We start from the raw sequence: 22135 nt of genomic DNA on the forward strand, positions 1-22135 counted from the left end.
CACTCTGTCGACGGTTGCGCTTCAGGAGGCCAGGATCCGCAGGCGCATCAGGTGCCTGCGCTCGGCGGGTGGTCGGCCACCCGCTCCCGCGGAACGCCCGTGGAAGCCGAAGGTGTTGTCCAGCACCAGGACCGTGTTGGGCCGCCAGTGGATCCCGCGCACCGCCCCGACGTCGTACAGGGCGGCGGTCAGCGCGCGGAACGCGGAGTTGACCCGCTCGGGGTCGACCTCGGCGGCGGCGTCGTGGACCCAGTGCAGGGGTTCGTCCGCGAAGTCGCGGAAGGAGAAGCAGGGACGGCCCGACAGCTCCCGCAGGATCGGCGGGCCCGGCGGGTCGAGGTCGTAGCGGCAGTGCTCCAGGACGTCGCGCTCCGCCCCGTCGAGCGCGTCGTGGACCCGCGTCCCGGACACCACCAGCGTCTGGGCCCCGCGGTCGGGTTCGGGCGCGCTCAGGCACTGGAACACCAGGTGGCGCGGTTGGTCGGGCGCGGGTTTGCCGCTGCTCTCGGTGTGCAGCGCCAGCGCCGTCTCGGAGAACGGCTGCAAACCCGTGTCGGCGACGACGCCGTGCTCGGCGACCAGGTTCAGCACCACGTCCCGCTCGACGTAGGGCCGCACGTCCGGTGCCGTCTCGGGCATCGGCCGCCCCAGCCGCCACCCGAAGGAGACGAACTCGTCCGTCGTGAGTGGACGGTCGACGTCGATCTCGACCGCGCCGAACGCGTCGAGCGCGCCCGCTACGCCCTCGACCACGGCCTCGTCGTTCACCAGGTCCGCGGCGGGAACCGCGTAGGAGCGGAGCCACTCCGGTTCGGGGTACCAGCGCGGGTGGTCCAGGACCTCCGCGCGGCGGGCTCGCAGGAGGGCGTCGTCCGCGGCCAGGAAGGTGCCCGCACACCGCTTCGAGGACCGGGTCATCGCCATTCCTCCGCTCCTGGTTCCCGCCCGGTGGAGCTTACGAACGCCGCGACGTCCCGACAAGGTCACCGGGGCGGGGCGAGACCCAGCTCCCGCGCGGCCCAGGGCAGGGCGGAACGCAGCTGCGCCACCTGGAGTTCGCGCACGGTGCTGCCGGGGTGCGGGGGCGGTCGCCACGCGCGGGCGGCGAAGAACCCGGCGACCAGCGAGGCCAGCTCCGGTGCCCGGCCCACCACGCGCTCCGGCTCCGGGCCGCCCTCCACGTGCAGGCTGGGCGCCCAGAAAGCCAGGTCGAACAACGGGTTCCCGACCGCGCAGCGGTCCCAGTCGATCAGCACGGTGCGGCCGTCGAGGTGGACGACGTTGTCGCTGCGGACGTCGCAGTGCAGCGGCGAACCACCGTCCAGGGGAGCCGCCGCCGCGGCGGCCCTGAGCACGTCGAGCGAGTCCGCCAGCCAGTCGCGGTCCACGATCCCCAGTCCCAGCAGGGGTTCCGGGTCCGCCGAGACCACCTCCCAGCCGTCGGCGACGTCGCGGTCGTCGACGAGTCGCGGCAGGTGCGCGGGCGCGCGGCGGGCGTGCAGCTCGGCCAGCAGCCCCACGACCTCGCCGACCAGACCGGCGCGCCAGGGCGGGGGCCACTCCCCCGCGCTGAGGTCCTCCAGCACGAGCAGCGGGAGCGGGCCGTCGGACCAGCCGAGGAGCGCGGGCGCGAACGGAGCCGAGAACCCGGACAGGGTCTCGTGCTCGCGCCGCAGCCACCCGGCCGTCATCTCGTCGCTGGCGGCCTTGACGAACACCGAGCGACCCGCCCCGGTGGTCACGACGAACCGCGTGGCCGCGCTGTAGCCCCCTTCGACCCGCCGCCACGACGACACGGGGCCGAACTCCCGCGCCGCCCACTCGCGGACGTGGACGGGAACGGTGTCGGCGCCCATGTGCTCCCCACTCCTGGAAAACCGGCAACCCGGATAGTGTCCCACGGCGTATCGGCCACTTCGTCGGGGAGGCTGCCACGTGACGGCGGAAGTCCTGCCTCCGACCGCGCTCTTCGCGCGGCTGCCCGAGACCACCGCCGTGCCGTTCCCGTCGCCGCCCGTCGCGGCGCACGTCCCCGGTGGCGGCCACGACCTCGACCCGGCCGTCGGCGACCGGCTGCTCGACCTCTACGGCAGGGTGTCCGACCCCACCGATCCCCTGGCGCTGCGCGACCTCTTCCTCTCCAGGGTGGAGGCCGAGGTGGCGGGCGGGCGCCGCGGGGTCGCGGACCTCTGGCGGAGCAGCAGACCACAGAGGACGGTGACGGCAGAGGAGGTGCTCGGGTCGCGGACGACCGTGCGCTTCGTCAAGGAGCTGTTCAACTCCTACTTCCGCGACGACCTCTACGGACGGCTGCGCTCGGACCGGCACCTGATCCTGTCGTCTGGCTCGGTGGACGAGACGTGCTTCGGCCTGCCCGCGACGCTGCGCTCGTGCCTGTCCTACGCGCTGGACCGCGACTGGTACGGCTACTCCGACTCGCGCGGCAGGCGGGCGAGCCGGGAGGCCATCGCGGCGTTCGAGAACGCGACCGTGGCCGGGAGCCCCTACGACGTCGGCAACGTCTGCCTCACCCTCGGCGGGACGTTCGGGGTGAGCGCGGTGGCCGACTTCGTGCTGGCCTCCTCGACCGCGCACCGCCCCGAGGAGACCGCGCCCGCGCTGTGCGGGCTGCCCAACTACCCGCCGCTCATGGAGGCGGTGGCCAGGCGGTCCCCGGTGCGGCTCGTGCCGCTGGTGTGCGCCTCCGGCGGCGGCACCTCGTTGCGACCGCTCATCGAGCAGCTCACGCCCGCGACACCGCTGGTGCTGCTCCAGACCGTCACCAACCCGACGGGCACGGCCGTGGCGGAGGAGGAGCTGGAACGGCTGATCCGGGCCGCGGGTCCGCACACGACGATCGTGCTCGACGAGGCGCACGAGTGCCTCGGTCCCGTGCGGCGCAGCGCGCTGCGCGCCGATCCGCGGGTCGTGCGGGTGGTGAGCCTGTCCAAGTCGCTGTCCACGCCGGGGCTCAAGCTCGGCTGGCTGGTGGCGGGGCGGGACTTCGTCGACGAGTTCTACGAGTACGCCTCCACCAGCTACGGCAGCCCGGCCTCCGTCTTCTACCTGCTGATCGAGGTCATGGCGCGGATGGAGCGCTGGCGCGTCGAGGGGCTGGACGGCGTCGGCCGGGTGGAGCTCGCCGAGTTCGAGCGGACCTACGGGCTCACCGCGGAGTCGCTCGGGCGCGCCCACCGCTCGTACCTGTCCGACCGGGAGCGCCGGGACCGGGCGCTGGTGGTGCAGCGCGACCGGGCGGCGGAAGCCCTGCTGTCCCTGGACTTCGACGTGGTGCGGCCGACCCACTCGATCAACATCGCGGTGCGGCCGCACGGCTGCGACGACGGGTACCTGTGGTTCCGCGAGGCCCTCGCGGGCGCGTGCGTGGCCGTCTACCCGGCGATCCTCAACGGGTGCCTGAACGGCGGCTGGGTCCGCGTGTCCACCGCGGGCGAGCCAGGCGGCCTCACCGCGGCGATCCACGCGCTCCGGTCGCTCACGCGGGGCTGACCGCCCTCACCCCCGCCCGGTGACGAGGGCGCTGATCCGATCGACGACCAGCCGGGCCTCGTCGTCGTCGAGCGTGTCCGGGCTGAGGAAGATCCGCCGCTCGTGCGGGCGGATCCGGACGAGCACCGACGGTTCGCCGTCGGCGAGGCGCCGCGCCAGCTCGCGCGCGTCGAGGCCCGCCGTCGCGGGGTCCACCTCCAGGACGGCCCTGGGCACGGGTTGTCCCATCGAGTTGGGGAAGGAGCGCTCGGCGCGCACGCCGGGCAGCGCTCCGAGCCGGTCCACCCACGTCGCGACCACGGCGTCCATCCGTTCGAGGCGCTCGTCGTGGTCGGTCTCCAGGTACAGCTCCAGCGCGGCGACCAGACCGGCGATCTCCTCCTTGCCGACCTTCATCGCGCGGGCCAGCCTGGTGTGCGGGCTGCCGTGCCGGAAGCACGCGTCGACGAGGTCGGCCCGCCCGAGGATCATCCCGGACGCCTGCGGACCGCTGAGGTCCTTGCCACCGCTGAAGATGGCGAGGTCCGCGCCGACCTCCTCGGTGAAGTGCCACAGGTTCGTCGCGGGCGGGAGCAGCGCCGCGGCGTCGACGACCACCGGCACCCCGGCCTCGTGCGCGATGTCCACGGTCTCGCGCAGGCCGAGCGCCCCCTGCGCGAAGAAGTCGCCCGCCATGTACACGACGGCCGCGGTGCGGGCGCTCAACGCCGCCCGCAGCTCGGCCGCCTCGGTGCGCATGACGTTGCCGATCTCCACCAGCCGCACGCCGGTCAGCTCGATCGCCGGGTCCATCGGCATCCGGTGCGAGCGGTGGATGACCACCTCGTCCCGGTCGCCGAGGACGGGCAGCCGCGCGATGGCCACGTCGTCCGGGCCGGTGGCGCACGCGAGCGTCGCCAGGAACAGCCCGGCGGCGGACCCGTTGCACACGTAGGCGGCCTCGTTGCGGGTCAGCTCGGCGATGCGGGCGCCCGCGCGCCGGTGCAGCTCGAACATGTCCACGTAGGACCGTCCCGCGGCCGACATCGCGTCGAGGACCCGCTCGGCCATCAGCGAGCCGCCGAGCGTGGTGTACCTGCCCCTGGCGTTGACCACGGCGCGGAGGCCGAGGCGGGCGAAGGGGTCCACGTCCTGCCTCATCGGGCCGCGGTGTCGGTGGGTTCCGGCGCGACGGCCCGGACCGCGGACCCGGTGGCGTGGACGGGTTCGATCCGCACGGCCACCCGCACCTGGCCCGGTCGGTGGTACTTGAAGTCCTCGCCGGTGTACTTCCTGGCGAGGCGGTCGTTGAGCGCGTCGGCGTCGGTGAACTCGACGGTCGCCAGACCCCGGACCTCGACGTAGTGGTAGGGCCGCGCGGGGTCGAAGACGGTCACGCTCACCCTGGGGTCGCGGCGGATGTCGCGTTCCTTCTGCCTGCCCTGGACCGTCGCGAGCAGCAGGTGGTCTACTTCCCGCTCCACCCACACCACGCTGGAGTGCGGGCTGCCGTCGCGGCCGATGGTGGACAGCACAGCGAAGTTCGGCCCGTCGAAGAGGGCGCGGGCCGCGGCCGTGAGCACGAAGGTCATCCGCCGAGCATGGCCCAACACCCCCCGCACGTCGATCCTCGCGGACCGGTCACCGAACCGGTGCGGCGCGGGCGGTCCACCCGCGACCGGGCCGGAAGGCGTTGTCCGGCAACGGTCGTTGACGGTGGGGCCGGTCGCTGCTGATGCTGGTGCCCGGTACGACCGGGAAGGCGGCCCCATGGCGGCGATGCGGACGAGCACACGGCGGGCGCTGATCGCCAGCACGGTCGGCAGCACCATCGAGTGGTACGACTTCTACCTCTACTCCACCGCGGCGGCGCTCGTCCTCGGACCGCTGTTCTTCCCGTCCACCTCGACCTCCGCGAGCACGCTCGCGGTGTTCGCCACGTACGCGGCCGGGTTCGTGGCCCGCCCGCTCGGCGGGTTGGTGGTCGGCCACTTCGGCGACCGGGTCGGCCGCAAGTCCATGCTGGTGCTCACCCTGCTGATCATGGGCGTGGCCACGTTCGGCATCGGCCTGCTGCCGACCTACGAGCAGGTCGGCGTGTGGGCCCCGGTCATGCTGGTCGTGCTGCGCGTGCTCCAGGGCATCGGGATCGGGGGCGAGTGGGGCGGGGGCGTCCTGCTGGCCGTGGAGAACGCGCCGCGGGGCCGCCGCGGCCTCTACAGCAGCGGGCCGCTGATCGGCTTCCCGCTCGGTCTGCTGGCCAGCACCGTGGTGTTCGGCGCCGTGTCGACGCTGCCGCGCGCCGACCTGCTCGACTGGGGCTGGCGGGTGCCGTTCCTGCTGTCGGTGGTCCTCGTCGTGCTCGGCGTCTACGTCCGCGTCGGCATCGCGGAGACCCCGGAGTTCTCCGACGTCCGCGCCGCGGACCGGATCAGGCGGGTGCCGGTGCTCACCGTGCTGCGCACCCGGTGGCGGCACGTGGTGTGCGGGGCCCTCGCGGCGCTCGGGGTGGGGTCGGTGGTCTCGGTGTACACCGTCTACCTGCTGTCGTTCGCCTCCGGCCACAGCGCGGGCGGGAGCACCCTGCCGCTCACGGGCCTGGTGGTGGGCGCCGGGTTGCAGTGCGTGTCCGTGCCGCTCTACGCGGCGCTGTCGGACCGGGTGGGCCGCAAGCCGGTCATGGTCTTCGGCTACCTGGTGACCGCCGCGACCGCCGTGCCCGCGATGACGTGGCTGACCTCCGACGACCCGTTCCTCGTCGTGCTGACGTTCGTGCTGGCGATGACGGTCGGCCACGGCGCGGCGTACGGCTGCCTGGCGGCGTTCCTGGTCGACCGGTTCCCCGCCGACACCCGCTACTCCGCCATCGCGGTGACCTACCAGGTGGGCGCGACGGCCTCCAGCTTCGTCCCGCTCGTGGCCACCGCGCTCGTCGGCGGGGTGGAGGGCTCCTGGCCGGTCGCGGCGCTGTTCATCGGCATCGCGTGCACCGCCTGCCTCGCCGTGCTGCTGGCGCCCGCGGCCACAGCGGCGGGCGAACCGGTGCGGGACAGGGAGGTCGCGGGGTCGACCGTCGGCTGAGGGGTGTCAGCCCGCCTCGGCACCCGCGTCCTGCGCCGGGTACACCGTCGGGTCCTCCAGCGGCAGCCTCAGCCACGACAGCATCTGCCGGAGCTGGTGGTAGGCGGCCAGCCTGCGCTCGTCGCTGTCCTCGGCCTCGGCCGCGGCGACGGGTTCCCACAGCCTGTGCACCATCACCGGGCCGAGTTCCAGCAGTCCCCCGCTCCCGCCGGTGGCCCACTTCGCCAGCACGTAGCGGGCGATGGCACCGACCGGGATGTCGAGGTTCTCCGACATCCCGCGCACCGTCGTGAGCGGATCGAGCAGCCCGTACGAGACGACCTCGGCCTTGAAGTTGGCGTGCGGGTCGTCGTCGGGCCACGTGGCCCGCCAGCGGCGCAAGCGCACCACGGGCTCGTCCCCGTCCCAGTCCTCCACCCCGGTCACGGCGGACCGCCTCCCGTGCGTCGTGCGCTCATCCGGTGCGGTCGGATTCGCCGCGGTTGGCCAGGTCCTCGGCCAACCGCTCCAGGTTGGCCACGAAGTCGCCCCACGAGTAGGCGCACTCGCGGGCCACCGCGATCACGCGGTCCACGCAGTGCGCCGGAACGCCCTCGGTCAGCCACGCCCACTCCTGCTGGTCGATGCTGTGCGTGCTGAGCAGCCGCAGCAAGGTCCTGCCGACGTCGTTGAGCCGCAGCGACGGGTCCCTGCGGAGGCTCTCCAGCAGCAGCGACTGCTCGGCCGGGGTCACCCGCCGCGGCGCGGCGTCGCGTCCCACCGCGGGGGCGCCGCTCACCCGCGGACGCGGGTCGCGCTGCCTGGGCAGCAGGGGATCCTCCCCGCGCCGGAGCCGGTCTCGCACGTCGCGCGCGGTCTCCGGCGAGATGGCGGCGTAGCGAGCGATCTCCCGCAGGGAGGCCTCGGGGTGGTCCTCGATGAAGGCGGACGCCGCCTGCCTTCCCTCGGCCCCGTCCACCGGCCGCACCCTGCCGTCCCGGCCGATCCTGCTGTCCAACTGCGCGACGCGAGCGGTTGGACGGCGCCGCAGCGCGGCCACGGTCGTGGCCGACAGACCGGCCACGAGCGCGATGGCCCGGTCCGACCACTCCGGCCGGAACCCCATGATGCGCGACGCCGCTGCCTTCCGGTCGGCCAGCGTCAACGGCAGTCCGTGCGAGACGTTCTCCGACACGGCCAGGACGAACGCGTCGCACTCCCCGCCCTCGAAGAAGCACACCTCGATCTCGTGGCGCCCCTGCATCTGGGCGGCTCTCAGGCGGTGCACGCCGTCGATCACCCGCATGGTCCGCTTGTCCACCACGATGGGCGGCAGGTCTGCCTGCACCTCCGACAGCACCCTGGCGTGCTCGGTGTCCTCACCCGCCGACCTCGGTGAACCCGCGACGACCAGCGACTCGATCGGCACGACGGTGGCCGCGTGCAGCGTGCCCGGTCTGGTGCTCCCCGTCCCCCGGAACGCCTTCCCGCTCGGCCTGGACGTCCTTCCCGCGTGTGTCATCTGAACTCCCGCTCGACGTGCGTGACGGTGTGCGACGGTCCGAACCGGACACGGACGGGCGGCTCGGCGGCGGGGTCACGCGGGTGCGGCGGGGGCCTGGGGCGGACGGTGCTTCCGGGGCGCCCGCGGCGACCTCCCAAGAATCGCCAATCGATTCACGGCCCTGCCCGGAGGCACACTAAAGAGAACAGCAGTTTCATCACTTATTCTCCACCAAGAGAAATACGCGAGCCTGCACAAGGCACTACCCGGACACTTCGTAAGCCAATTTATCCAAGTCCCGAGCATAGCGACTTGACCAATGCAGGCAATAAGCCGAACGGCGGACAGCGGTTTACTCCTATTCGCGACCGAAGTAACGCTTCACGGCAGAGTCGCGAGAGTGCCGCCCCGGCCAAGGCCACGAACCTCAGACACATCCGCAGATGGGTATCGATTCGCAGACGTCCAGCAATCCGCAATGACTTGCCCGTTATTCGCGGAGGCACCATGAACTTTCGGCATCTTTCCCGACTTCTTCAGCGGACGGCCCGACTTTGCCGCACCGACCGCACCCCTCTATTCCACGCGACGCGTGCTCCACTCGACCCGGAGTTCACCACCAGCGGTGAATTCCTGTTTGCCGGGATCCGCTCGGGGGTACGACCCGCCACCACCACATGATCAGCTTAGGACCAGGGCCCCTGGCCCGTGGGACACGCTCTTCGGTTCACCGAAGCCGGTGGCCGGTGCGGGGACCGCGACCGGGCAGGCTAGTTTGCTCCGGTGAGTCTCCTCGACGACGTGGCCGAACGCGACGGCTGGCGGTGCTGGGTGTGCGACGAACCGGTCGACCCCGACATGTCCGTGAACGACGCACGGGGGCCCAGCGTCGACGCCAGGACCGCCGACCGGAAGGCCAAGGTCGCCGAACGGCTCGCGCACCGCGGGTGCAACACCCGCAAGGGCGCGGTCAAGGTGGTCATCGCCTGGCCGGACCGCCTGCACGTCGTCGAGCCCGCGCCGCTGATCACCGTCGCCGGACGGCTGGAACGCAAGGGGGGCCGCGAGATGGTGGCCCGCTGTCCCACCGAACAGGACGCCCACGAGGCCGCGGACTGGCTGGTGGACCGGTTCTCCCGCCTGGTGCCGGGGCTGCCGGTGACCGCGACCGTCGAAGCGGGCGGCGGCCAGTTCCTCGTCGTCCTGGCCACCGGCCGCCGCTGACCCCGCCGACCGGCCCTCCCGGACGCACGAACGACCGACCGCCCGCCCGCGCGCGGAGAACACCGAACAAGCCCGCCGACCGCCCCCGGACGCACGACCGACCGCCGAGGTCGCCGACACCCTCGACGACGCGGGCGACGCGGGCGACCCGCGCGCCGCGCTCGGCCAGCACGACCACGCCCGCGAAGCCTGGCCGGAAGCCCTTGCCCTGTACCGGGAACAGGTGCCCGACGCCGAGCGGGAGCGGTGGCAGCTCGGCGGGCCCGGTCCACGGAGGACCGGTCCCCGGCCCCGCGCCGTGGTCCGGGGCGAACCCGGCGGGTCACACGGTGGCGGGCTCGCTGAACAGGTCGCCGGTGATGGACCTGGTCCGGCCGTCGTCGTCCCTCACCAGCGACGGCACCGGGTCCACCGGGGAGGGCGCGGTCCACGGCGACCGCGCGGGGACGTCGGGCGGCTGGGCCGCCGGACCGGTGTCGGGTCGCCAGCCCGCCACGAGGCCGTCGAGGAACGCGAAGCGCTGCGGCGCCTGAGCCCTCAGGCGGTCCGGGTCGAGGAAGTAGACCATCGCGGTCTCGGCCAGGTCCTCGTCCGGGTTGGTGGCGCCGTAGCCCGTGGTGGGCGGCTCACCCGCGAAGTCGGGCCCGCCGTCGGGCGTCCACGTGCCCACCCTGGCGCTGAAGTCCGCCAGCTCGGCCGACAGCGCCGCGGCGATGCGCTCGGCCCTCGCCTCGGCCGGCTCCACGCCCCGCCGCTCGAAGACGTCGGGGTGCCGGGCCGCGAGGTCGGCGATGGCCGCGGCGTGCTCGGGCGCGGTCCCGGCGAAGGTGGAGACGCCCAGGACGTGCGACTCGATGGACTCCTTGAAGTCGTCCGCCGCGTTCCTCGTGTTCTGGTGCGGCGGCTCGGCGCCCGCGGCGAGCACCGGCTTGCCGTCGGTGTCCCGGGTGCCGAACCTCGCGGTGTACTCCGGGAGCGCGTACTGGAGCAGACCGTGCGCCAGCTCGCGGGTCGCCGTCGCCTCGACCTCCCCGGCGCCGCCGCCGAAGGAGTTCCCGACCACGGCCATCGGGTAGAGGGTGACCGTGGTGTGCGAGGCGATGTACTCGCCGGTGGCCAGCAGGAACGGTGACGTGCCCCTGATGGCCCGGCTGACCGCGCCGACGGTGGTCAGCTCCTGCGGGTGGCCCGCGCGGGTGGAGCTCTCCCGTGCCGCGCCGAGGATCGGCTCGTAGTGGGCCAGGGCGTCCTGGAGCCCCTTGAGCTCCCTGGGGTCCCACCCGCGGGCCGTGACCTTGTCCAGGTTGGCCCGGCTCGTACCGGGGTGGGACTCCTTGACCGCGGAGGCACCCGCGGTGGAGTCGACCTCGATGCCGTACTTCTCGGTGATGTCCGCCATCACCCGCCGGGCCTCGGCGGTCACCACCACCGGGTCCGCGTCCTCCGGGACGGCGACCCGCTCGGTGGCGGGCGCGTGGGGCGGCCGCGGGTACGCCTCGGCGTCGGCGCGGGCGGGCGCGTTCGGCGCCGCCACGTCCTGGCCGGTGATGCGCGCGTGGTGCTCGGCGACGGTGGCCGGGTCGGCGAACATCGCGGCCAGGTCGCGCATCCTCCGCGCCACGTCGTGGTTCCCGGCGTACTGGAAGTGCCTCCCGTCGCCCGTCAGCTCGATGCCGTCCGCCCCCCGCTGGAAGCGGTCGGTGAACGCGTTCGGGCCCTTCCTGGTGGCCCCGTCGCGGTCGACGTACGTGCTGTCGGGCGTGTAGGACGAGAAGTCGGCCTGGTAGTACTGGTGGAACTCGTCGAAGAGCTTCCTCGGGTTGTCCGGGTTCGTGCCGTCGACCTTGCCCGCGAGGTCGTGGATGAAGATGAACGCCTCGTCCGCGGTGATCTTGCCGCGCAGGTGGAAGCCGAACGGGTCGGAGTCCACGATCGCCCTCGCGGCGGCGAACTCGCGCTGGTTGGCCCACAGGCCGCGGTAGCGGTCCATCATCTCGACGGCGAGCTTGTGCTCGGGCTCGCGGTCGTGCCTGCCCTGGCCGTCGCCGAACTGGTTCTTCGCGTTGTTCTTCTCGATGTCGTGGAACAGGATCGCCTTGGCCAGCGCGTCGACCGGGATGAGCCGGGCGTCCGCGTCCTCCGCGGCGGTGAGCTTGAAGTACTGCCCCAGCACCATCTGCGAGTGCTCGTAGAAGGTGAACGGCGTGGTGTGGCCCGCCGCGCGTCCCGGCGTGAGCTGCGGAGCGGTGGCGACCTCGTCGAACTTCCGGTCCAGCTCGCCGAACCGCGCGATCAGCTGGTCGACGACGGCGTGCGGGTCCCGGTCGGGAGCGTTGATGCTCGCGCTGAGGTCGTCCCCCGCCGCGCGCTGCGCGTCGAACACCTGGCCGCGCTCGGCGTTCCACTGGAAGTAGGAGTTGAGGAACGGGTCCGCGCCCTCGGTCCTGGTGTTGAAGTCCAACGCGGCGCGGTCGGAGTCGGCGGCGACGAGCGCGCCGATCTCCGCCTGGGTGGCGATCTCGGGCACCCTGGCCATGAGCGCGTCGACCTCGGCCGGGTCGACGCGGTCGAACGTGAACGTGGCCAGGGCGAGGCCCGCGCGGGCGCGGGCGTTGTTCGCCACGGCGTTGGCCATCGTGTCGCGGAACGACTGGTCTGCCAGTGCCAGCGCGGGGTCCGTGCGCAGCGCGGTCCCGATGTCGTTCGACAGCGCGGGCAGCACCTCCGCGGACACCACGGACTTGAGGTCGTCCGGGCTGCTGGTGAGGAGGTCCTGCCCGGTGAAGGCGTCGAGCGCGCCGGTGACGACCGGCTTGAGCACCTTGTTCTCCGCCACGGTCGCCAGCAGGTCGGGGTCGATGGCCACCTGCGCGGTCGGCGCGGGGCGCGCGGCCATGTTCGCGGCCACCTGCCTGCCGAACTCCGCGCCACGGGGACCGCTGAGCCAGCCGCCCTTCTTGCCGCCCTTCGCGAGGGCGTCCAACCCGTCGAGGTTGCCGAGTTCCTGGCGGACCGCGGCGTCCATGTCGACGCGCAGCTGGTCGGCGATCCGCCCTCGGCTGGCGTCGTCGAGCAGCGCCAGGCTCGGGTGCGCCCTGACCTTCGCGGCGAAGTCGGTCGCGATCCGGTCCGCCACCTCGGCGGTGAAGTCCCGCTGGGGCCCGCTCTTCGCCCTGAACCCGTCGCGGATGAGGGTTCGCAGCTCCGCCTTGTCCTGGACCGGTCCCTTGACCTGCTTGACGGCGGCGTCGACGTTCTTCGCGGCGTCCCTGGCGGCGTCGGAGACGGTCTGGTCGAGCGCCCGCTGGTAGGCGGCCTGGTCGACGGACGGGACGCCGTTGCCCGCGAGGTGGGTGCGCAGCGCGGCGGGGCCGGTGGACAGGACGTCGTCGGTGATCTTGCGGACGTTGACCGACGCCGGTCCCACCTCGTTGAGGAACTGGTTGAGGCGCTGGACGCGGGCGTCGAAGCCGAGGTCCTTCGGCCCCGCGGCCTCGGAACCGGGACGGGGGTTGGGGATGGACTCGTGGTCGGGCTCGATCCGCGCGTCGTCGGTGCGGTTCGCGGCGCCCTGCTTGACCTGCTGCCAGGTGACGTCGTGCTCGCGCAACCGGGTGGCCATGTCGTGCAGCCCGTGCGCGTCGTTGCGGAAGCCGTCGAACTTCCACGAGCCGTCGGACTCCTGCTTCCAGGTGAACCACGGGTCGTAGGCCTTGCCGACGGCGTCGCTGCGGAAGTCCGGGCTCAGGCCCACCTTGCCCTTCATCTCGGTGAGGGGCGTGACGCGGCCCGCCAGCGACTCGTGGGCGAACCCGGCCGTGGGGTTGGCCGGGTAGCTGGTCAGCGAACCGGGTTCGGCGTTCTTGATCAGCTCGGCGAGGTGGTCGCCGCCGATGCCGAACTGGTTGGGCTCGCCGCGCTGGTCGACGTTCACCGTCGGTCCGGCGACGCCCTCGATCTTCGTCTCGGTGGTGATCTTGTTGAACGTGTCCAGCGGGACCAGGAACGACCGGAGCACGGGGCGCTTGATGATCGAGGGGTTCTGGAGGTCGGGCTTGCCGCCGTCGGTGTGCTCGTACTTCGTCAGCCACTGCAACGCCCGCTGCGGACGACCGGCGCCCGCCCACAGCGGGCCGTCGCCCTTGCCCGTGGAGAAGGTCAGGTCACCGGTCTTGGGGTCCTGCTGGATGTCCTTCCACTGCGACGTCGGCTTGCCGTCGGCGTCCGGGGTGATCGTCTGGGGGTTGACGACCGCCGTGTAGATCCGGACCTGGTGGCGGCCCGCGATCGTCTCGATCTCGAACTCGCCGCGGTTGACCGTCTTCAGCACGCCCTCGTGCCGGATCGTGGTCGGACCGGGGTAGGACACACCGGGGCGTCCGATGTGGACGTTCTCCTTGGTCGCGTGGTAGCGCGCGCCGTCGCCCGTGACGCCGTTCTCGACCACGTGCACCGGGAGGCCGGTGATCGGGCCGTGCGAGGTGAACCCCCCGTCCGTTCCCAGCACGTGCACGCGCACCCCGGCCGCCGCCGCCACGTCGGCGATCGTCGCCGACGACGTCACGGCGTTCACCTCGTCCACCAAGGCCTGCCGGGCGTCCGGCGAGTTCGGCGCCAGCGTCACGGCGATCGACTCGACGAGGCTGGTGCGCGTGTCGACGGCCCCGACGTCGAAGGCGTAGCCGCCCTGCACGTTCAGCGCGTCCTCCTGCGCCCGCGTCACCTTCGCCCCGTCGGGCGACGGGGCGTTGGGCGGCGCCAGCGGCGAGTCGTAGGACGCCGACGGCGGCGCGGCGTTGGGCGAGGCGAGCGCGTCGGCGCGGGTCTCGATCAGCCACAGGTTGCGCGGCTTGATCTCCATGGTCGGCGAGTCGATGCCCGCGGTCATGGGGCCGTTGTCGGCGACGACGCGGCCCTTGCCGTCCTGGTGCTGGAAGATCGGCTTGGCCGCACCGGTCTCGCGGTACTCGTCCTGGAGGCCGAGGAAGTGGCCGACCTCGTGCGCGAGCCGCCTCGGATCGGTGTCCACGGGCCAGTTGAGCTGGTTGGCGCGGCCGTCGGGGCCGGTGATGGCGATGTGGCCGTGGGCGTCGGCGGGGTTGGCGGTGAACTCGACGGTGACGTGGAGCTGGTCGCCGCCGGGCAGCCGGTGGCCCTGGTTGAACACCGATTCGACGCCCGCGACCGTGCGCGCCTTGACCGCGTCGACCTGGGCCGGGGTCGCGGTGCTCGACGGGTCGAGGAACACCTTGACGGTGAAGTCCTGCACCGTCACGCCGTCGACGTCGACGCTGCGCCTGTCGTAGGCGATCGGGCCGCGCCACGCCGTGAAGTCGACCTTGCCCGGTGCGATCGTGCTCGTGCTGAGCAGGCCGCCGTCCTCGGACCGCACGGTGCGGACCGGTGCGCCGGCCCTGGCGGCGAGGACGTCCTGGGAGGACACGGGGTTGCTCGGGCGCGACCAGTCGGCGCTCGGGGCGTCGCTGTGCCGCCAGGACTGGTCGGACAGGATCGGGTGCGGGGCCCGCGGGCCGGAGGCCGTGATGACCGTGTCGGTGACCTTGACCGACTTCGGCGCCTCGGGCGGCACGTAGCCCTCGGGGCGCTCCAGGTCCCAGTCCACGTGGACGTCGGCGCCGTCGGGACGGCCGCCCTCGGCGATCGCGACGTCGACCGCCCCGGCGAGCGTCGCGTCCAGCGCGGCCTTGACCGCGGGGGCGTTCGCGCCGGACACCTCGACCACGGGCGGCAGGTAGCCGCGGTCGGCGCGCTTGCCCGCGGACTCGGCGAGGTCGGCGGCGAGCGCGTCGACGGTGGCCGACTGCTCCGGGTTCAGCGCCGTCGTACCGGGTGCGAAGTCGAACGACCGCTCCGGTGACGGGCCGCGCGGGGCGGGCGCGGGTGCCGCGGACGGCGACGGGGTGGCGGTCGGGACCGGCGGCGCGCCACCGCTCGGCGGCGCGGGGGGCGGGGTGGAGCCGCCCGCCACCGGCGGTGCGGGGGTGTTGAACGCCTCGACCTGCTGGTCGACGCCGGTCTTGGCGTCCCACCACGCCTGCTGCCGGGCGTCGGCGGCGTTCCTGGCCCGTTCCAGTTCCTGCTCGGCCTTGGCGATCCGGTCGGCGACGTCCTGCTGGGCGCCGACCGCGGTGTCGAGGTCGGCGTTCGCCAGGTCGAGCAGGTCCTGCAACCGCTGGGCCTCGTCCTTCGCGGTCCGGAGCCTGCCGTTCTCGGTGTCGAGGGTGTTCCGCGCGGTGTCGAGGTCGGTCACGGCGGTGGCGTGGTCGGTGTCGGCCTCCGCGACGGCGACGGCCGCGGCGTTCACCTCGGCGACGGCCAGGCCCTGGTCGACCACGGCCTGGTCGAGCTCGCCCCTGGCCTCGGTCAGCGCCGTGGTGAGGCCGTTGAGCCGTCCCCGTTCGGTGGTCAGCTCGATCGTGGCGTCCGACAGTTCGCCCGCCAGTCGGGGGCCGACCGGGTCGGGCTGGGCCAGTTGCCCCTCGACCGGGGCGGGGCGCGGGGCGTTCAGGTGGGTGTCGAGCGCCGTCTGGGCGGCGGCGGCCCTGGCGTTCGCGTCGGTGACGGCGGCTGTGGCGGCACCGACCTCCGCGGTGAGGTCGGCGACCGCGGCGGTGTGCGCGGTCACGGCGGCGTCGGCGTCGGCACGGGCCGCGGCGGCGAGGTCGGCACGGGCGGTCGCGGCACCCCTGGCCTCGGCCAGGGTGGCCACCTCGGTGGCCGCGTCCGCGACGGCCCGCGCCGCGGTGTCCGCGTTCGCCCGGAGAGCGGGCAGGCTGTCGCGGACCGCGGTGAGGTTGTCGTCCGCGGTGGTCGCGGCGCCCTGCCGGGTGGCGACGTCGGCGTTCGCGGTGGCCAGGTCGGGGGCCAGCCGGTTGATCGTCTCGTCGGTGGCGTGCCGGACGGCGTCGGAGGCGACCTCCGCGGCGCGCCAGGCCGCCGCCGCGTCCTTCACCCCGGTCTGCGCGGTGTCCAGCGCGGGCGGCAGCGGCTTGCCGAGCGCGGTCTCCACCTCGGGCGCGGGCATCCGCACGCGGGCCGCGGCGGGCACCTGGAGGTCGACCACGCCGACGCGCCCGCCGCCGAGGTCGGCCACGACCCGGTACTCGACGTCGTAGGTGACCAGGCCGGAACGGCCCTGCGGCTTGAGGTTGGCGACCCTGTTGTCGGTCGCGCCGCCGGAGGTGGCGGAGCTGTCCTCGCTCGCGTGCCTGCCCTCGACGCCGCCGGTGGAGAAGCCCACGTCGGGGTTCTTCGACGACACGCCGCCGGAGGCCGCGCCGAAGGAGACGTCGCCGGTCTCGCTGTGCTTGGACTCGCTGGAGGTCGTGGTGACGGTGGTCCTGGGGTTCTCCAGGTTGACGCCGTCGCTGAGGCCTTCGAGCCGGGGGTTGACCAGCTTGGCGTAGACCTTCACGTCGGCGTGCGTGCTCGCGGTCAACGCGGCCTCGTGCAGGCCGGGCACCTCCAGCGCACCCGTGAGCATGCCGGGCAGGTTGGGCTGCAACGACTCCGAGCTGAGCGCGGAGTGCAGGGCGTTCATGGAGCCGGTGCCCTTGCCGGTGATGCCCCGGTTCGCGCCCGCCGCGGTCAGCGCGCTGACCGCGGCCTCCCGCAGCGCCTGCGCGCCGCGCAGGTTCTCCACCGACGCGGACGGCGGGAGCACGGCGGGGGCGGCGGTCGGGGTCGCCGGGCTGGGGTTGGCCTGCCAGGCGTTCGCCGTGGCGGGGGCGCCCTGCGCGGCCGGGCGCGGCGTGGTGGTCGGGGCGAACGCCGCCGTGTTCGCGGGCGTCGCGCCCGCGACCTTCTGGTTGTCCGCGAGCACCCGCACGGACATGTCCTGCGGCGGGCCGCTGGTGGCGCGGCCGACGACCTGGTTCCCCTTCTCCACCACCAGTTCGAAGGTGACCGGCACGGTGTACCTGACAGCGGGACCGCTGCCCGCGCGCAGGTGGCCGACCTGCTCGGTGGTCGAGCCGGTCGTGGAGTTCGAGTGCGCCTGGCCGAGGGTGGCCGATGCCACGGCACCCGCGGAACCGGACAGGTTCGGGTTCCCGGTCGCGGGCAGACCGCTGCCGGGGACCCTGAGACCGACGCTCCAGCCCGTGCCCCTGCCCTGTCCCTGGGAGAACTTGGCGGTGCCGGTGGTGGTGTGCTCCATCTCGACGCCGTCGTTGACGACACCGTCGAACGCGGGCGTGCCCAGCGTCGCCTTCAGGGTCACCTGGTAGGTGTCCTTGCCGAACACGCCGGGGTCGTGGACCAGCAGCGGCACACCGCCGTCGAGCGCGCTGTCCACCAACGCCTTCACGCTCGCGTCCGACGTGAGGTCGGTGAGGCGCTGGAGGTTGTTCATCGAGTCCTTGAGGACCGACGGCGGCATCAGGTCGGTGCCGAGCGCGCCGAGGTTGGTCCTCAGCTCGGGCACCAGGCCCGACAGGTTCGGCACCGACTCGACCAGGCCGAGGCCGAGCGCGCCCGGCTCGCCGGGCTTCAGCGTCGCGGGCGGGGTCATCGCGCCCATCGGCGGCGTGGTGTGGGCGGGCAGCGGGGGCAGCAGCCCCATGCCGCGCGCGGTGTCCTCGCTCACCCGGACGAAGACGCCGCCCGGCAGCGTGACGACGGAGGCCGAGCTGCGGGGTGTGCCCCCGTAGAGGGTGTTGCCCGAGCGGCTCTCCCCCACGACGGTGACGTCGGCGTCGAGCTGGACGAGCACGGTGCGCCCGCCCGCCGGGGTGACCCGGTTGCGGTCGACGCTGCCGCCGATCTCGGTGGCCTCGGTGGACGACGTCGACCACGGCGTCCACTTCGCGGTGGCGCCGATCGCGCCCGACCCGGTCGCGCCGGTCGCGGGCTTCATCGGCGTGTTGACGCCCGCGGTGAGGTCGACCGACCGGGCGCCGGTCTTGCCGTCCCCGGCCTTGGCACCGCCGGTGCTGGCGTTCTCCGTGCCGGTGTCGTCCGAGATGGACACCAGCTTCGGGTTGTTCAGCGACACCGACACGCCGACGGCGCCGGTGCGGTCGGCGACCCGGCGGCCGTACCTCATCCCGCCCTCGGTCACGCCCTTGTCCACCAGCGTGCGCAGGTTGGCCTTGATGCTCTCCGGGCTGAACAGCTTGTCGATGCGGTTGCGGGCGTCGGTGCCCGGCACGCCCAGCGCCGAATCGCCGCCCGCCGCGGTGTTGAGCGCCGCGATGGCCTGGTTGCGCACCGCCTCGGTGTTGGCGACGGCCTCGACGTGCAGCCACGGTTCGACCGCGGGCTTCGGCGAGGTGAGCACCGTGCTGATGGTGGTGTTCGGCGGTGCGGCGGCCACGGTGGCCGCGCCGGGGGCGAACACGGCCGGGTCGGACGTCATGGCGGAGCTGTCGGACACCCAGAGGTTGACCGTGCCGGTGATCGCGGGCAGCGCGACGGCGTTCGCGGGCGCGGGCCCGCCCGCGGTCTTCGCGACGGTGGTGGGCTCCGGGACCTTCAGGAACGGCGAGCCGGGCGTGACCCGCTTGACCCACGAGCGGTTCTGGGTGAACTTCGTGACCTCGACGTCGAACGCCACGTCGTGCTGGAACAGCTGGGAGTTCGGGCTGCCGACGTTCAGGGCGGTGCTGCTGACCGTCGGGCCCGCGGCGTTCTTCGTCGAGGTGGAGCTGGTGTACTTCGCGCCCGCGGCGGGCGCCGGGCTCGCGCTGGTGCTCCCCGTGGTCGAGGGGATGACGACCTTGCCCTCGACGCCCGCGCTCCAGCCCTTCTGCGTGGTGGTGGAGCTGTCCAGCCTGGGGCCGGTGGACGCGGCGCCGCGGACGTTGCGGGCGTCGGCCTGGCCGAGGTGCACGGGGTTGGTGAGCCTGGCCTTGACCGTGACGTTGACGTACTCGTTGGTCGCCAGGCCCTGCTTCTTCAACCGGACCTGCACGCCCGGTCCGAGCAGGCTGTCCATCTGGGACTTCAGCGCGGTCGGCGACAGCTCCGTGGTCAGCTTGCGCTGGTTGGCCATCTGGTCGGCGAGGTCGGAGGCGTTCCGCCCGGTGTCGCGCGGGGCGCTGTTCGGGTCGGCGAAGCTCGGCAGGAAGCTGTCGAAGCCGGGCAGGCCGCGCAGCGCGTCCTCGACCTGGCCCTGCACCTGGTTGGCGGGCGCGAACTGGCCGACCTTGACGTTGCCCGCCGCGGCGGCCGCCGCCAGGTACGGCGGGGCGAAGCGCGGGGTGGGGGTCGGGGTGGTCAGGTCCGGCGAGGTGCCGGGCGGCACCTGGAGACCCGCGCTGCTCGCCTCGGGCACGCCCAGCCGCACGTAGCTCGTGGCGGGCACGGTGATCGTCGCCCCGTGCGGGGTCTGGACCTCCAGGTTCACGGTGACCTTGTAGAGGCCGGTGTCGCCCTTGATCTGGACGCCGGTCCTCACCGACGAACCGGTGCCCGCGTGGGACGACTCGGTGGTCCTCGCCGAGTACCCGGCGGTGACGCCCGCCGTGCCGCCGACCTGGGTGGGCGCGACCGCGCCGCCGCCGACGCCCACGGTGACGTCGAACCCGCTCTTGGTGGACGAGGACAGACCGGTGCTCGTCGCGGTCGACTCGTGCAGGCGCAGCACCGTGGTCGGGTTGGTGCCGACCAGTTCCGCGCTGACCGGGGTGGCCCTCATCCGCACCACGCCCGCGCGGCTGCCGTGCGGGCTGACCAGGTCCGGCGACACGACCCAGCCGTTGAGCGCCGGGCCGAGGTTGTCGCGGATCGTCGTCGGGTCGAGGAAGTTCCGCAGCGCGGTGCGGCCGGGCGCGCCGAGCCGGGTGATCGACGGGTGCAGCTGCGCCGCGACGGTCGCGAACGCCAGGTCGGTGTCGAGGTCGACCACGGCCTCCGGCGCCGGGTGCTCCAGCGCCGCGCCCCAGCCGTTGGCCGGGACGACCGGCGTCGGCGCCACGGCGGGCGGTGTCATGGTGGAGAGGTCGTCGGGGATGTGCAGCGTCACGTCGACCGGCGAGGCGGGCGTGGACGCGACGGTGACGGGCGTGCCGACCGGGTTGTTCCGCGCGTCGGCCAGCGACACGGTGTAGGTGACCGGGACGACCGCCTCGACCGAGCCCTCGCCGGAGCGGATGGCGCGCTGGTCGGTGGTGGCCGTGCCCGCCGTGGTGGACTCGACCGGCCTGCCCAGCGGCACGCTGACCGACGCCGCACCGTACGGCCCGACACCCGCGGAGACCACGCCGCCGACGCCGACCGTGGCCGACGTGCCTGCCGTGCCCGTGTGCGCGGTCGCGTTGCCGCTGTTCACGGTCATGTCGACCTTGGTCTTCGTGTCCGGCACGGTGAGCGCGGTGCTCGGGCCGAGGGTCGCCTTGACCGTCGCCTCGTACCAGTTCCGGCCGACCTTGATCGGGAACTTGCGGCCGGTGTCGAGGAACGACTCGAAGTTCTGGTGCAGCGCCGTCTCGACGTCGTTCACCCCGACCGGCGTCACCCCCGGCCTCGACGGCAGGAGCCCGTTCACCGCGGCCGTGACGCGCGCGCCGCCGTTGACGGTGGAGGCGGTGATGGTGCCGAGGGCCTGGTTCTGCTGGATGAAGGCGGGGAGGTTGCCGCGCGACGGCAGCACCGGTGTGGGGACGGGCGGCGGGGTGGGTGCCGGGGTTGGGGTGGGGGCGGGTGCTGGGGTGGGTGAGGGTGCTGGGGTGTTGGTGGGCGGGGTGGTCGGGGTGACCACCAGCATCGGGACCACCTGCGGCTGGGCCGGGGTGGTGCCGAGGATGTTCTGGAGGAACTTCGGGGCGTTCGGCGGGGTGGGGTCGGTGGTGCGGCTGTCCTGGAAGTCGTGGACGGTGGCCGACGGGCCAGACGGCTTGGGTGCGGGGGTGCTCGGTGCCGGGGTGCTCGGTGCCGGGGTGCTCGGTGCGGGTTGGGTGCCGGCCGGTGGGGTGGTCGGGGACGGCTGGGTGGTGGGAGTTGCCGGGGTCTGCTTCGGGGACTGCGTGTCGGCGGGTGGGGTTCCGACGGGGGTGGTCGGTGGAGGCGTGGCCGGGGCGGGCGCGGGCGGGTTCGCCGAGGTGGGCGAACTGGCGGCCGGTGCGGGTGGGGTGGTCACCGGCGAGGTGTTCGGCGTTTGTTGCGCGGCAACAGGAGCCGCCGGGGCAGGTTGGGTGCTGACCGGCGGACTGCTGGGCACCTGCTGCGCGGCGACCGGCGTCGCCGGAGCGGGGGTGGGCTGGGCTGTCACCGGCGGACTGTTCGGCGTCTGCTGGGCAGCGGCCGACGTCGTCGGGGCAGGAGTGGGTGCCGGAGCGGGGGCAGGTTGGGTGCTGACCGGCGGGGTGCTCGGCGTCTGTTGCGCGGCAACAGGAGCCGCCGGAGCAGGTTGGGCGCTGACCGGCGGACTGCTGGGCACCTGCTGCGCGGCAATCGGCGTCGCAGGTGCAGAAGCGGGTGCCGGAGCAGCGGCGGGTGCCGGAGTAGCGGCGGGCGCGGGGCTCGGGGTGGCTGGGGCCGGAGCCGGGGTGGTCGGAGCGGGAGCTGGGGACGCGGCGGGTGCGGAGGGTGGGGTGGCTGCGGCTGGCTTGGGTGATGGTGCTTCTGTCGCCGCTGGTGGGGCGCTGGCCGGCTTGGGTGGCTGGGTGTCGGTGGTCGGCGGAGGCGTGTTGGGCACCGGGGCGGGCGATGGCTGAGTCGCTGCGGGCAGGGGTGCTGCCTTTGGCGACTGCGTGTCTACCTGCGGGGCCGGGCTCGGGGTGGTGACCGCCGGAGACGGTTGCGGGACCAGCGGCTTCGGCGAGGGCTCGGCAGCGGGCTTCGGCTGGGTGTCGGCCGGTGCGGTGGATGCCGGGGCAGGCTGAGTGCCCGCCGGCG

Annotated in this window: 11 protein-coding genes; 4 read left to right on the plus strand and 7 right to left on the minus strand. The window is 73.5% G+C overall.

Translation table 11 applies throughout. The annotated features are described in order from the left end of the window. Positions 1-21: 21 nt before the first annotated feature. Positions 22-918, minus strand: coding sequence for a TauD/TfdA family dioxygenase (locus tag VFZ92_RS21950; protein WP_330877877.1), 897 nt, complete (start codon positions 916-918; stop codon positions 22-24). Positions 919-983: 65 nt separating this feature from the next. Beyond that, complete coding sequence (locus tag VFZ92_RS21955; RefSeq protein WP_330877878.1) at positions 984-1856, minus strand: aminoglycoside phosphotransferase family protein; 873 nt, start codon at positions 1854-1856, stop codon at positions 984-986. A gap of 79 nt (positions 1857-1935) precedes the next feature. Here VFZ92_RS21955 and VFZ92_RS21960 point away from each other — a divergent pair, with 79 nt between their 5' ends. After that, positions 1936-3510, plus strand: coding sequence for a pyridoxal phosphate-dependent aminotransferase (locus VFZ92_RS21960; RefSeq protein ID WP_330877879.1), 1575 nt, complete (start codon positions 1936-1938; stop codon positions 3508-3510). A gap of 6 nt (positions 3511-3516) precedes the next feature. Here the strand turns inward: VFZ92_RS21960 and VFZ92_RS21965 are convergent, their stop codons facing one another. After that, positions 3517-4650, minus strand: coding sequence for an aminotransferase class V-fold PLP-dependent enzyme (locus VFZ92_RS21965; protein WP_330877880.1), 1134 nt, complete (start codon positions 4648-4650; stop codon positions 3517-3519). Beyond that, positions 4647-5081, minus strand: coding sequence for a PPOX class F420-dependent oxidoreductase (locus VFZ92_RS21970; RefSeq protein ID WP_330877881.1), 435 nt, complete (start codon positions 5079-5081; stop codon positions 4647-4649). Before VFZ92_RS21970 ends, VFZ92_RS21965 begins: the two co-directional genes overlap by 4 nt. 187 nt (positions 5082-5268) lie before the next feature. Here VFZ92_RS21970 and VFZ92_RS21975 point away from each other — a divergent pair, with 187 nt between their 5' ends. Next, positions 5269-6570: an MFS transporter gene (locus VFZ92_RS21975; RefSeq protein WP_330877882.1), complete on the plus strand. Its 1302-nt coding sequence runs from the start codon at positions 5269-5271 to the stop codon at positions 6568-6570. A 6-nt stretch (positions 6571-6576) separates the two neighbouring features. Here the strand turns inward: VFZ92_RS21975 and VFZ92_RS21980 are convergent, their stop codons facing one another. Together VFZ92_RS21980 and VFZ92_RS21985 are read right to left on the minus strand one after the other, a co-directional pair. Next, positions 6577-6996 carry a DUF6027 family protein gene (locus tag VFZ92_RS21980; RefSeq protein WP_330877883.1) on the minus strand — a complete coding sequence of 140 codons (420 nt, stop codon included), beginning with the start codon at positions 6994-6996 and terminating at the stop codon, positions 6577-6579. A 28-nt stretch (positions 6997-7024) separates the two neighbouring features. After that, positions 7025-8071, minus strand: coding sequence for a ParB/RepB/Spo0J family partition protein (locus tag VFZ92_RS21985; protein WP_330877884.1), 1047 nt, complete (start codon positions 8069-8071; stop codon positions 7025-7027). Positions 8072-8836: 765 nt separating this feature from the next. On the opposite strand from VFZ92_RS21985, the gene VFZ92_RS21990 reads away from it, so the two are divergent. Further along, positions 8837-9277, plus strand: a complete 441-nt coding sequence (locus VFZ92_RS21990) for a hypothetical protein (protein ID WP_330877885.1) — start codon at positions 8837-8839, stop codon at positions 9275-9277. Between the two features lie 322 nt (positions 9278-9599). Here the strand turns inward: VFZ92_RS21990 and VFZ92_RS21995 are convergent, their stop codons facing one another. Next, on the minus strand, positions 9600-21005 hold the full coding sequence (locus VFZ92_RS21995; protein WP_330877886.1) for a hypothetical protein: 11406 nt from the start codon (positions 21003-21005) through the stop codon (positions 9600-9602). On the opposite strand from VFZ92_RS21995, the gene VFZ92_RS22000 reads away from it, so the two are divergent. Further along, entirely contained in the window at positions 20992-21954 is a 963-nt protein-coding gene (locus VFZ92_RS22000; RefSeq protein WP_330877887.1) for a hypothetical protein, read from the plus strand. The genes VFZ92_RS21995 and VFZ92_RS22000 overlap by 14 nt on opposite strands. Positions 21955-22135: the final 181 nt, after the last annotated feature.

This window comes from Umezawaea sp., from assembly GCF_036375055.1.
Taxonomy (GTDB): Bacteria; Actinomycetota; Actinomycetes; order Mycobacteriales; family Pseudonocardiaceae; genus Umezawaea.

What these genes read in the sequence shown, in the direction of transcription:
- VFZ92_RS21950 (WP_330877877.1), bottom strand. Translation starts at nt 918, where the DNA reads ATGACCCGGTCCTCGAAGCGGTGTGCGGGCACCTTCCTGGCCGCGGAC.
- VFZ92_RS21970 (WP_330877881.1), bottom strand. Translation starts at nt 5,081, where the DNA reads ATGACCTTCGTGCTCACGGCCGCGGCCCGCGCCCTCTTCGACGGGCCG.
- VFZ92_RS21965 (WP_330877880.1), bottom strand. Translation starts at nt 4,650, where the DNA reads ATGAGGCAGGACGTGGACCCCTTCGCCCGCCTCGGCCTCCGCGCCGTG.
- VFZ92_RS21975 (WP_330877882.1), top strand. Translation starts at nt 5,269, where the DNA reads ATGCGGACGAGCACACGGCGGGCGCTGATCGCCAGCACGGTCGGCAGC.
- VFZ92_RS21985 (WP_330877884.1), bottom strand. Translation starts at nt 8,071, where the DNA reads ATGACACACGCGGGAAGGACGTCCAGGCCGAGCGGGAAGGCGTTCCGG.
- VFZ92_RS21955 (WP_330877878.1), bottom strand. Translation starts at nt 1,856, where the DNA reads ATGGGCGCCGACACCGTTCCCGTCCACGTCCGCGAGTGGGCGGCGCGG.
- VFZ92_RS21995 (WP_330877886.1), bottom strand. Translation starts at nt 21,005, where the DNA reads ATGCTGGTGGTCACCCCGACCACCCCGCCCACCAACACCCCAGCACCC.